Source organism: Bradyrhizobium sp. CCBAU 25360 (genome assembly GCF_028128695.1).
Taxonomy (GTDB): domain Bacteria; phylum Pseudomonadota; class Alphaproteobacteria; order Rhizobiales; family Xanthobacteraceae; genus Bradyrhizobium; species Bradyrhizobium ottawaense.
This window is the reverse complement of sequence record NZ_LBJA01000045.1, coordinates 702,269-711,635: the sequence shown is the minus strand read 5'-3', so window position 1 is coordinate 711,635 and position 9,367 is coordinate 702,269. Positions and strand designations below refer to the sequence as shown.

Below are 9,367 nucleotides of genomic sequence, written 5' to 3'. Positions count from 1 at the left end.
AAGATCGATGGCTCAGCAATGGCCCAAGGCGCGACGATGGTTCGGCGCGCTTCAGGCGGCTTCTTCGCCGTCGAACTCGGTGAATTTCTTGTAGATCCAGTCGCGGCCGTCATGGCGGCGCCAGACCTTGCCGACCACGAGCTGCCCGTTGATCGAGCGGCGGGGCACGATCACGGTCCAGAGGTGCCAGATCTCGCTCCAGCTCGATTGCGGACCGACGGTTTTGAAGTTGCGATCGAAAGACATGACGCAGAACTCACAGGATACGCGCGCTGCGACGAACCGTGACCTTGTGTGAGCACGAATTGCAGGCAGCCCATCGCGAGCCGGAATCGATCTGATAACGATCGCCGAAGCGGCCGCAACAACCGCTCATCCTTAACCTAACCGGTCAACCTTACTTCTCCCGGCCTGGGGCCGAGATCGGTTGAAAGCCGGCGCCGACTTATCTACAATACGCGCACGATTTGAGAATGACCGCGCCATCTTGGGCGCGTGGCGATTTGATTGAGCTGACGTCCAATTTTGTGAATTGAAATTTCGAGAATCTCGTCAGGGCGACCACAATGAATTTGCAGTGTGAACGTCTGCGCCTGGCGCTGCGATCGACACCTCCTGTGCCAATCGCAAGGACGCCGGCGCAAGAACTGACGAAAGCCGCCAACGACAACCACGGGATATGGCCGCTGCTGCCGTTTCCGCTCGGCTGGTACGCCTCGAGCTGATTGGCCGGATCCGAAAAGGCGGCAGCCGAAAAGCGCAACGCCGCGCAAGCGGAATATCATCGCTTGGCGGCGTCCGTTTAGACATTGGGCGCTGAAATCCCCAACACACATATGTCTGTGGCGACAGCCAAAGGTTCGATGCGGCATCGGGAATTCTGTCCCGGTCAGCGCGCCGCAACCGCTTGAAACATCGCGCAGAAGTCGCGGAAACGCCGCCTGTCAGATCGCGTCGGAGGTCGGAGGGAAAAGGTCCAGGAGATTCACCCTCGGGACTGGTCGGGGCAGCTGGATTCGAACCAACGACCTGCAGTACCCAAAACTGCCGCGCTACCAGGCTGCGCTATACCCCGAATGTCCGGCGAGCCCCGTCGATACACGCTTCCCAAGGCGCCAGCAAGGCTTCCAAAGCGCCGGCAAGCTTCCAGGGTCCGGCAGGCGCTCGCCCGCCCGCCTATTTGCTGCCGAACAGCGGATGGCCGACGCGGTCGCCGGGGCGGATGCCGTATTTCTGCGCTGTTCCCGCCACCACCTCCAGCACGGCCCGGGCGGGCCCCCGGGACGAGATGATCTTGGTCGACATCGGCTCGGTATTCTCGGCGATGCGCAGGATGCGGCCGTCGGCGCGGATGAAGATCATGTCGAGCGAGACATAGGTGTTCTTCATCCACATCGACACCTCCTGCTCGGGGTTGAAGTCGAACAGCATGCCTTTGCCGTCCGCCAGCTCCTTGCGGTACATCAGGCCGGTCTGCTTCTCCTCCTCGGTCGTCGCCACTTCCACCGAGAACACCTGCACGCCGTTCTTGGTGACGATCTCGAGCGGCTGGAAGCTGGCGGCGCCGGCGGGCGCGCCGGCAACAGCACAGCCGGCGATGACGAGGATGGCGGCAAGCCAGCCCTTCAGGGCGGACCAGACAGCCTTTCGATCAGGATTCATGGGGGCACTCGAGGCGTGGGACTGGACCAGTCCTTACGCGGCGGTCGCCGGAAAAGCCAGAGGCGCACCGGTCTGCCGACGCGGCCCTGCTCACGATTGCGGGAAATGAAGCTTGGGGGATTTGAAAGCTTGCAGGGACTTGGACGCCAGAGCGCGAGTCTCCTCGCGCTTAGTGCGACTGCAATCCCGGCGATCCGGTCTCGGGATGGATCTCGGCCGCCATCATGCCCTTGGAGCCGGGCCCGAAGCGGACCAGGACATACTGGCCGGGCCTGAGCTCGGTCATGCCGAAGCGGCGCAGCGTCTCCATGTGCACGAAGATGTCGGGCGTGCCCTCGCCGCAGGTCAGGAAGCCGAAGCCGCGCAGCCGGTTGAACCATTTGACCTGGGCCCGTTCCAGCCCGCTGGTCGCGGTGACCGTGACATGGGTGCGCGGCGGCAGCATCTGCGCCGGATGGATCGCGGTCGACTCGTCCATCGAAACCACGCGGAACGCCTGGTAACCCTTGGCGCGCTGGATGCACTCGACGACGATGCGGGCGCCTTCATAGGCGGTCTGGAAGCCGTCGCGCCTAAGCACGGTAACGTGTAGGAGCACGTCCGGCCAACCATTGTCGGGAACGATGAAGCCATAGCCCTTGGAGGCGTCGAACCATTTGATGACGCCGTGGACTTCAACGAGATTGGCGCTGGTCTCGCCGAGCCCGCTGAACGGACTGAGCCCGCTCTCGCGACCGGCACTGCCGTGCTCGCCCGGCGTGATCCGCCCGGGCGATGCCCCCTGCCCGGGAACCCCGAGCTTCTTGGACTCAAATCCGTCCGACGACCCCATAACCCCGGACCCCACACTGTCATGCGACCCGCCTCAGCAGCGGTATCGAATCACGCGTCTTTCGAGAACCTTCTCAACTGGACGCGACGCGAATCTTTCGACTCAAAAGATAACACTCCCGGTTGCGAGGCATAGATAAAAAAGAGATTCGCCGGAACCTATGAACAGCTTGCACAGCCGCGAATCAAATTGATGCCTCAATTGCCGACAAAGGGCCCGAGTGCTTCGCCGATGTCGTGGTGGATGACGAGATCGGCAATGTCGTCCTGCTCGGTCGGCTCGCGGTTGATGATCACCAGACGTGCACCGGCGTTCTTCGCCATCATCGGAAAGCCCGCCGCGGGCCACACCACGAGCGAGGAACCGATCGCGATGAAGAGGTCGCAGGCCTGCGACAATGCGGTCGCGCGCTGCATTTCATCATCGGGCATCATCTGGCCGAAGGAGATCGTGGCGGTTTTCACCGGCTCACCGCACGCGGTGCAGTTTGGCGCGAGGCCGTCGCCGTCGAAGCGACGCTTCACCCAGTCGAGCGGATAGGCCTGCCCGCATCCGATACAACGCGCATAAGTGGTATTGCCGTGAAGTTCAATCACGTGCTCGCCGGCGAAGCCGGAGGCCTGGTGCAGATTGTCGATGTTCTGGGTGATGATGGCGGGAACCTTGCCGGCGCGGTAGAGCGAGGCCAGCGCCCGATGGCCGCGGCCGGGTTTTGCCGCCGCGAAGACCTCCTCCATCGCAAAACGGCGGCGCCAGGACTCGTCCCGCGCTGACTGGCTCGCGACGAATTCGTCGAACGGGATCGGACGGTTGCGCGTCCAAATTCCGCCCGGCGAGCGGAAGTCGGGAATGCCGCATTCGGTCGAGATGCCGGCGCCGGTGAACGGCACGATGACCCTTGCCTCGGCGATCATGTCGCCGAGCCGTTCAACGCCGCTCTGAAGATCCGATGCAATCAATCGCGGCCTCCGATTCGTTTCGCCTGACAAGCATCATGCACAAGCGGCAAGATTGTTGACGCTCTTATCAAGCGCTAACGCGAGATGCTCGGCAATTTTTTCCGACCTTCGCATATCACAATCCTGCAATGCCTCCTCCCCATTGACGCCCCATTCAGGAGCCCCAATGGATGGGTCAATGCGACTCAAGATGATGCGGCGGCAGCGCTTGAGTTGAGTTAAGTAAACCCGAGGGGATGGTCATGACCGAAGACGAAGAACGCAAAGCTCGTGAGCGCGACGAAATCGCCGCCCGTGTCGCCGCCTTCCGTGCCACGCAGGAAAAATTCAAGCGCGAGCGCGAAGAGTATTTCGTGTCGACCCTGGAGAACGCCCGCAAGGTCGAACGGCCCTCGCTCTGGCCGTAATTCACGTCCCGATCAATGCACGTGAAAAAAGCCCGGAGCATCGCTCCGGGCTTTTCGCTTGAAAGAGACTACCAGTGGCGCCAGTGGCGGTGGTGCCGGTAGTACGGTCCGCCGCCGTAATAGGCGTAGGAGCCCGGCCCGTAATAATAGTCGGGGCCGTCGTAATAGCCGTAGCGCGGGCCGTAATAGCCGTACGGATGGGACGCTGCGACCGCACCCGCGGTGATCGCGCCGGCGGCGAGGCCGAATGCGAGGCCCGGGCCAATGCCGCGCCCGCGCGCCTCGGCAGGCGCAGGGGCCGCAACCGCGGTCACGCCAACGGCTGCGACGGTGGCCAGAACTGCCAGTGTTTTTTTCATGCTCTCCTCCTTCGCGTCTCGCGGAGATAACGACGAGCGCCTGCGATGGTTGCGCGCAGGGCGCGGAACCGGCCACAGCAAAAAAGGTCGATCCAGCCGGAACGAAATCGCCGGCCGGGGATTGCCTCCTCAAGTGCGGGAGCCTCCGCCATCCGGGTCGAGGCGACAGCACGAAGCCCCGTCAGCATCTCCGCGATGCTGGCGGGGTTTTCAGTTTCACGGGAGCAGATGGCAGCAGACCACGATTGCTGCCAGCGGGGCGAACGACCGAGGAGGAGAGTTTGCCGTTATCCGCTTTGCTGGCCCGAATCCGCAGGCTGGTTCCCAGATCCGACGATCAGCACTACGATGAGATCGTTCGCAGCTTCGGTGTCGGGACGCTGCACCCCCCGCCGACGCCGATGAGCGACGGCGAGCTGGCGCGGGCGATCGCCGAGTTCCTGAAAGAGCAGCCGTCGAGCGAATCCGTCGCGACCCTCGGCCGCCGGCTCGACCCCTCTTCTCCGCTTTGAGTTTCCTTCGAATTTCTTCCGCATTTCCTGGCAAGAGCACGGAACCAGAAATGCGCGCGGACGTTGAATCCCCCTTCACGCAGAGAGCGGAAGAGGCCCGACATGCCCGCGTGGCTCGAAGTTTTGCTCAATTTGTCCGGCTATGCCGGTTTCGTGGCGCTCGCCTCGCGCGGCACCGCGAGCCCGCAGTTGCCGGCAGACGATCGCATGTACAGCGACGATCGCTAGCGCCGCTTTAATTGGCGTGCGCCGCCTGGCCCGCCGTGCGCACCAGCCGGTCGGCCTTGACCGCGACGCGCGTGTCCTCGAGCTGCGGCCGCAGCGAGAAGCTGATCACCACGAAAGCGAGACAGAACAGCGCGCCGACGATGGCGACGCGCCGGTAGGTCTGTCGGTCGCCTTGGTAAAAGGACGGCTCTGAAAAAGGTGTCATGATAAAATGCTTCTTGGCAAAGGTCGTTTCTTGCTTGTCCTTGCCAGACACCTACCGCAACGAGCGACAAGCGCAACGCGATTGGGCTTTTAACCTAACCGAATAGGGTTATCGGCTTCCGCGCAAATGATCGTTAGGAGTTTGCGGAGCGCCTGCGATTTCCAGCGAGCCGCTTGCCATATCGCAGGAAGCCGAAGCGACCGCAGCCTGGCGACCGGCTTTGTTCCAGCTTCGACACCATTTCGTTCTCGAAGAACGAATCGGAATTGAAGAAATCGGCGCGGAGCAACTCTTAACAGAACGTGCGCGCAGGCACGACGATCGGCTCACGTCGCATCGGGAGACGAGGCCTCGGGAGATTTCGATCCCGGCGGCGGCACTTGCGGCACCGACGGCTTGCCGTTGCGCAAGCGTGGGTGTCGATCGTACCAGAACACTTTCGCGATCTCGGCGAGAAACCAGCACGCATTCATGTCGCTCTCCCTCGCCTCACTCCTTACGGAGGAGGCGCGGGCGGGACTGTGCGAAGCATCACGTTGTCTCGTCTTGATGTGTGTGGCCGCATCGCGCGCGGCAGGCGCAACATGTTCTGCATCCGACTCCATTTCGTTCTCAAGGAACGAATCGGAGTCGGAAAAATCAGGGCGAAGCGATTCCTAACGATCGATGAAAGCGCGCGACGCAACCTCTTCAGCGGCGTGACTCGCCGTCGGCACAATCTTCGGCGGCAGGAATTTCGAGACGACCGCAAACACGATGACGATCTCGCGGCAAGGTTCGCATCGAAAGCTGTTGGCGGACGTCGCCATCATCGGCTTGGCGCATCGCGGGCATGTCATGCAGGCCGAACGCTGACGGCACATGTTCGTTCCTGAAGCATCAGCGGCGAATGCTCGCGCCGGCAACCACACCCGCCGAGACGAACTTCAAGTTGGTCGCCTCGTCGCCCCTGCGCAAGCCGCCGATCAAGCGCGAGCCGTCAGACCAGACGGCGCTTGCCGGGTCCCCTGGTGTCGTCGGCGTCCGCCAGAACAGATCAAGCCGCCCGCTTCACTTTTTCCTTTTCCGAGAAGCATTCCAGGATCTGGATGCGGAGCTCTTCCGCGGCCGGGCCCTCGAGCTTCCTGAGCTCGTTCCAGAGCCTGATCACTTCGCGCTGTTTTTCGACGGTCATGAGTCCACCTCCCAAGCGGTCCTTAAGGCGGCTCACTAGAACAAAATGAGAACAAAAAGTCCAGTCCCTCGCGCGCGATTTCCGGCATGTCGCGTTGAACCTTTTCAACGCCGCCTGGACCCATGGAAGCTGGGGATTTCAGCGCCCAGTCATATGGCAGCGCTGCGGTGAACGAACATATTCCGTCATCGCGGCGCTGTTGCTTTTTGGGCTTTCAACTTTAAGTTAGAAATACGGCTGGCGGCCAGGCGCTGAAATCCCAATGCCGTCAGCCAGAAGAGCCCCGTGCGAAAGCGCGGGGTTTTTCTTTGAGGGCAACGGCTGCCTGCCCAGGTGCAGCGGGTCGTAACGGGAACGAATCTTCCAACATTCGCATTGACCGGCCGAATGAGGCGGCATCCCGCGTTTCCGCGTCCGGCCCCAGAGCCGATGCCCCGCGCCCTTCACGATCGAGGCGCCCATGATCTGCGAGTTCTGTGAGACCGAGATCCCGATCGGCCTTTCGGTCTGTCCGGCTTGCGGGAAACCGCAGAGCGCGCCGGGACGAACCGACCGGCGCGCTCTGTGGTTCGTCCTGATCGTCGTGGTGACGTTCGGCATCGCCGTCGCCGAGCATCACCTTGTCTTCAGCCATTGATCGTTGCGGCATCGCCCGCCGCAACGACATCGCCAGCGCCTTAGACGGAGTCCTTGGCCACCTTCAGCGGCGAGGCCTTGACCGACTTGCTCGCCGGCTTGGCCGCGAACTGCATCGGCTCCTTGGTGAAGGGATTGACGCCCATGCGGGCTTCGGTCGCCGGCTTGTTCACGACCGACATCTTCACGAAACCGGGAATGACGAACTCGCCGGACTCGTTGAGCTCCTTGTAACCAACCGTCGCCATGTACTCGATCACCGACTTCACGTCGTTCTTCGAAAGCTGCGTGCCCTCGGCAATTGCATCAATCAATTGAGTCTTCGTCATCTTCGCCATGTCTGAATTCCTTTTGTGCGCGCGAGCAACTCTGCTGGGGACGCGGCCTGAAGCGCGGGGGCGCGCTGATTTCATGCCAGTGGCATGAAGTGACGGGGCTTAGAACCCATCGAGGCCGAAAACGCAAGCAGGGGTTCTGCGGGGTTCCCGACTTCCTGTGAAGATGCCGCAGGACCTTCCGTTTTTCGCTTGAACCATTTTGCGGCTGGCGCGTCATATCATTGAAGTCCCCAAAGAAATCCCCAAGCTTCACCCCACCAGAAAGCCCCGCTTCCCCCAGGCGGGGTTTTCGCTTTTGGGGGCATGGTAGAACGGCCCGGCTGCCTATAATGGTCTGAAGGTTTCTCGTGGGGTGCTCATGAAGGTCGCTATCGTCATCGCAGGTTTGATCGTTGTGGCCGTCGCAGCCCTCGTCGCGATCCAGCCGAGCTTCCTGAAGCCTGCGTCCCTCGCCCTCGTGAAGAAGTCTGACATCTTCGGCTTCTCGCCCGGGATGACATTCGACGAGACCAGCAAGCTCGTCAGTCAACGCCGCTATCTCTGCCGCCGGAGCCGCGACTCCTACACCTTCGAATGCGACATCAACGGCGCCAAGGTCACGGTCGACAGCGAGGAGGCCGACGCCAGGCACCCGATCTGGCGCGTCAAGGCGGAGTTGAGCAATCCGGGGGCACAGGACGCCGCCGTCAAATCGATCTCCGACCAGTTCAACGCGCAGGCCATCAAGGACCGGGAGGGATGGACATGGATCGTCGGCCGCGGGCTCAAGCTGAGTTATGACGGCCTCACCTTGAACCTCGTGGACGAGGCCGCGGAGGCCCGGCTTCGCAAGGACGAAGCAAAGCGCTAGAGCGTGAAGTCACCTCGTCGTGAAACTTGTGGCTCGGCACGCCTTGTTGACACTTCAGTAACCCAACGCCGCCAAGCTCCATTCAGTCTCGTTGCGTTGGAGTAACCCCACAGTGCTGGATTTTGACGAGCTGCGTGAACTCGCGGCTGATGTTCGTGTTTTCGTCGACGTCGCCGAGGACAAGGCCGAAGCACTCAGGGCCGTCATCGCGGCCTATGACGTGGTGCTGGCAATCTTCCCCACTGACGAGGGCATGGGCCTTCACGTCATCAAGGGCAAAGAGATCCTGGACAGGATTGCAACATCACGCAGCCATGCGATCTACAGCCACACGGCGATCGCGGTCCCCGACCTGCAACACGCCCAGGCGCTCAAGCTGCTGACGGCCCCGGTCGAACAACGCATTGCGGCCTGATCGAAGGCGGCGGCTCCAGCGGCCATTGCCGGGCGATGCTCTGCATCGCCGGGCGAACCCTGCGGGCCGAGCGGTTCGGCCGCCTCGCCCCGCAACTGACAGCCCCCATTCTTCAGCTAGTCGCGAAGCCGGTTGACGATCTGGAGCGGGATCCATGATCCCAGCACGATGACGATCGCAACGAGTGTGACCACGACATACTTCACCGGATTTTGCGAGGACGCGAGCGAGCCTTCGAGCTGAAGGTAAGGGAGCCCGGCGTCCATGGCCATTCCGATGAGGGCAACCACCGTCAGGCCGCCAACGACTGACGCGAACACATTGACGATCCATCCGATCGCGCCGCGCTTGCTCGACCAGGCCTCGTAAATCGTAACCGCCAGCGTCACGACGACAAAGACCAGCATGAAGGACATCGAGCCGCCGACGCTCGACGTCGGGCCCAGGATCTCCAGCAGCAGCATGGCCGCTATTGCAAGCAATGCGATCGTCTTCACGATGCTCCCCTCATCCGTGCCCCAGCAGCAACACAGCAGAGCCGATCACGATACAGCCAAGGCCGAAGATGGCCGTCGCGATCTCGACGGCGTTTTCCAGGCCGAAGAACCTGACGACCGCGCTCCATGCGGCAGACAGGAGAATATCCACGATCGCGCTGAGCAGGGCATGAAGCATAGCTATTGGTCGCGCCGCCGGCGTTGGGGTTCGGTGACGGTGGATCAAATTCATCCGCCGTCGCCCCTCAGCATGAGCAAGATTACGGTGACAGTGCATTAAAAATGGCCTGCTC

The 9,367-nt window shown here is 61.9% G+C and carries 17 protein-coding genes and 1 tRNA gene; 6 read left to right on the top strand and 12 right to left on the bottom strand.

Translation table 11 applies throughout. From position 1 onward, the window contains the following. Window positions 1–51 precede the first annotated feature (51 nt). The 5 genes from XH81_RS37650 to XH81_RS37630 all read right to left on the bottom strand — a co-directional run bounded on the left by XH81_RS37650 (window position 52) and on the right by XH81_RS37630 (window position 3,453). The gene (locus XH81_RS37650) at window positions 52–246 is read right to left on the bottom strand and encodes a hypothetical protein (protein WP_028144751.1); all 195 of its coding nucleotides are present in this window, start codon (window positions 244–246) and stop codon (window positions 52–54) included. Window positions 247–998: 752 nt separating this feature from the next. Then, a tRNA-Pro gene (locus XH81_RS37645) sits at window positions 999–1,075 on the bottom strand. Window positions 1,076–1,176: 101 nt separating this feature from the next. Continuing rightward, on the bottom strand, window positions 1,177–1,662 hold the full coding sequence (locus XH81_RS37640) for a DUF192 domain-containing protein (RefSeq protein WP_028144752.1): 486 nt from the start codon (window positions 1,660–1,662) through the stop codon (window positions 1,177–1,179). 169 nt (window positions 1,663–1,831) lie between these two features. Beyond that, window positions 1,832–2,494 (bottom strand): cold-shock protein, encoded by a 663-nt coding sequence (locus XH81_RS37635; protein WP_026202878.1) that lies wholly within the window; start codon window positions 2,492–2,494, stop codon window positions 1,832–1,834. Window positions 2,495–2,691: 197 nt separating this feature from the next. Beyond that, on the bottom strand, window positions 2,692–3,453 hold the full coding sequence (locus XH81_RS37630; RefSeq protein ID WP_028144753.1) for an SIR2 family NAD-dependent protein deacylase: 762 nt from the start codon (window positions 3,451–3,453) through the stop codon (window positions 2,692–2,694). 242 nt (window positions 3,454–3,695) lie between these two features. Between XH81_RS37630 and XH81_RS37625 the strand changes: the two genes are divergently transcribed. Further along, a complete protein-coding gene (locus tag XH81_RS37625; RefSeq protein ID WP_162832225.1) occupies window positions 3,696–3,860 on the top strand; it encodes a hypothetical protein in 165 nt (54 codons plus the stop codon). 68 nt (window positions 3,861–3,928) lie between these two features. Here XH81_RS37625 and XH81_RS37620 read toward each other — a convergent pair whose 3' ends face one another. Further along, window positions 3,929–4,219: a hypothetical protein gene (locus XH81_RS37620; RefSeq protein WP_028144754.1), complete on the bottom strand. Its 291-nt coding sequence runs from the start codon at window positions 4,217–4,219 to the stop codon at window positions 3,929–3,931. A 281-nt stretch (window positions 4,220–4,500) separates the two neighbouring features. On the opposite strand from XH81_RS37620, the gene XH81_RS37615 reads away from it, so the two are divergent. After that, entirely contained in the window at window positions 4,501–4,731 is a 231-nt protein-coding gene (locus XH81_RS37615) for a hypothetical protein (protein ID WP_028144755.1), read from the top strand. Window positions 4,732–4,833: 102 nt separating this feature from the next. Continuing rightward, a complete protein-coding gene (locus XH81_RS37610) occupies window positions 4,834–4,959 on the top strand; it encodes a hypothetical protein (protein ID WP_109866604.1) in 126 nt (41 codons plus the stop codon). Window positions 4,960–4,966: 7 nt separating this feature from the next. On the opposite strand, the gene XH81_RS37605 is transcribed toward XH81_RS37610, so the two are convergent. The 3 genes from XH81_RS37605 to XH81_RS37595 all read right to left on the bottom strand — a co-directional run bounded on the left by XH81_RS37605 (window position 4,967) and on the right by XH81_RS37595 (window position 6,338). Then, window positions 4,967–5,164 carry a hypothetical protein gene (locus XH81_RS37605; protein ID WP_018323112.1) on the bottom strand — a complete coding sequence of 66 codons (198 nt, stop codon included), beginning with the start codon at window positions 5,162–5,164 and terminating at the stop codon, window positions 4,967–4,969. Between the two features lie 326 nt (window positions 5,165–5,490). Further along, window positions 5,491–5,637: a hypothetical protein gene (locus XH81_RS37600; RefSeq protein WP_162832226.1), complete on the bottom strand. Its 147-nt coding sequence runs from the start codon at window positions 5,635–5,637 to the stop codon at window positions 5,491–5,493. A gap of 563 nt (window positions 5,638–6,200) precedes the next feature. After that, window positions 6,201–6,338, bottom strand: coding sequence for a hypothetical protein (locus XH81_RS37595; RefSeq protein WP_162832227.1), 138 nt, complete (start codon window positions 6,336–6,338; stop codon window positions 6,201–6,203). 460 nt (window positions 6,339–6,798) lie between these two features. On the opposite strand from XH81_RS37595, the gene XH81_RS37590 reads away from it, so the two are divergent. Then, window positions 6,799–6,975 carry a hypothetical protein gene (locus tag XH81_RS37590; RefSeq protein ID WP_157158356.1) on the top strand — a complete coding sequence of 59 codons (177 nt, stop codon included), beginning with the start codon at window positions 6,799–6,801 and terminating at the stop codon, window positions 6,973–6,975. A 40-nt stretch (window positions 6,976–7,015) separates the two neighbouring features. On the opposite strand, the gene XH81_RS37585 is transcribed toward XH81_RS37590, so the two are convergent. Next, window positions 7,016–7,312: an HU family DNA-binding protein gene (locus XH81_RS37585; RefSeq protein ID WP_007591377.1), complete on the bottom strand. Its 297-nt coding sequence runs from the start codon at window positions 7,310–7,312 to the stop codon at window positions 7,016–7,018. Between the two features lie 358 nt (window positions 7,313–7,670). On the opposite strand from XH81_RS37585, the gene XH81_RS37580 reads away from it, so the two are divergent. After that, window positions 7,671–8,162 carry a hypothetical protein gene (locus XH81_RS37580; RefSeq protein WP_028144757.1) on the top strand — a complete coding sequence of 164 codons (492 nt, stop codon included), beginning with the start codon at window positions 7,671–7,673 and terminating at the stop codon, window positions 8,160–8,162. Window positions 8,163–8,274: 112 nt separating this feature from the next. Further along, a complete protein-coding gene (locus XH81_RS37575) occupies window positions 8,275–8,577 on the top strand; it encodes a hypothetical protein (RefSeq protein ID WP_028144758.1) in 303 nt (100 codons plus the stop codon). A 116-nt stretch (window positions 8,578–8,693) separates the two neighbouring features. Here the strand turns inward: XH81_RS37575 and XH81_RS37570 are convergent, their stop codons facing one another. Then, on the bottom strand, window positions 8,694–9,074 hold the full coding sequence (locus tag XH81_RS37570) for a hypothetical protein (RefSeq protein WP_131233217.1): 381 nt from the start codon (window positions 9,072–9,074) through the stop codon (window positions 8,694–8,696). A gap of 10 nt (window positions 9,075–9,084) precedes the next feature. After that, window positions 9,085–9,252, bottom strand: a complete 168-nt coding sequence (locus XH81_RS37565; RefSeq protein WP_157158357.1) for a hypothetical protein — start codon at window positions 9,250–9,252, stop codon at window positions 9,085–9,087. Between the last annotated feature and the right edge of the window lie 115 nt (window positions 9,253–9,367).

Excerpts from the sequence above, each read along its gene's own strand:
- XH81_RS37585 (WP_007591377.1), bottom strand. The coding sequence starts at position 7,312 with ATGGCGAAGATGACGAAGACTCAATTGATTGATGCAATTGCCGAGGGC.
- XH81_RS37620 (WP_028144754.1), bottom strand. The coding sequence starts at position 4,219 with ATGAAAAAAACACTGGCAGTTCTGGCCACCGTCGCAGCCGTTGGCGTG.
- XH81_RS37625 (WP_162832225.1), top strand. The coding sequence starts at position 3,696 with ATGACCGAAGACGAAGAACGCAAAGCTCGTGAGCGCGACGAAATCGCC.
- XH81_RS37640 (WP_028144752.1), bottom strand. The coding sequence starts at position 1,662 with ATGAATCCTGATCGAAAGGCTGTCTGGTCCGCCCTGAAGGGCTGGCTT.
- XH81_RS37605 (WP_018323112.1), bottom strand. The coding sequence starts at position 5,164 with ATGACACCTTTTTCAGAGCCGTCCTTTTACCAAGGCGACCGACAGACC.
- XH81_RS37580 (WP_028144757.1), top strand. The coding sequence starts at position 7,671 with ATGAAGGTCGCTATCGTCATCGCAGGTTTGATCGTTGTGGCCGTCGCA.
- XH81_RS37600 (WP_162832226.1), bottom strand. The coding sequence starts at position 5,637 with ATGAATGCGTGCTGGTTTCTCGCCGAGATCGCGAAAGTGTTCTGGTAC.
- XH81_RS37650 (WP_028144751.1), bottom strand. The coding sequence starts at position 246 with ATGTCTTTCGATCGCAACTTCAAAACCGTCGGTCCGCAATCGAGCTGG.
- XH81_RS37565 (WP_157158357.1), bottom strand. The coding sequence starts at position 9,252 with ATGCTTCATGCCCTGCTCAGCGCGATCGTGGATATTCTCCTGTCTGCC.
- XH81_RS37635 (WP_026202878.1), bottom strand. The coding sequence starts at position 2,494 with ATGGGGTCGTCGGACGGATTTGAGTCCAAGAAGCTCGGGGTTCCCGGG.
- XH81_RS37610 (WP_109866604.1), top strand. The coding sequence starts at position 4,834 with ATGCCCGCGTGGCTCGAAGTTTTGCTCAATTTGTCCGGCTATGCCGGT.
- XH81_RS37590 (WP_157158356.1), top strand. The coding sequence starts at position 6,799 with ATGATCTGCGAGTTCTGTGAGACCGAGATCCCGATCGGCCTTTCGGTC.
- XH81_RS37595 (WP_162832227.1), bottom strand. The coding sequence starts at position 6,338 with ATGACCGTCGAAAAACAGCGCGAAGTGATCAGGCTCTGGAACGAGCTC.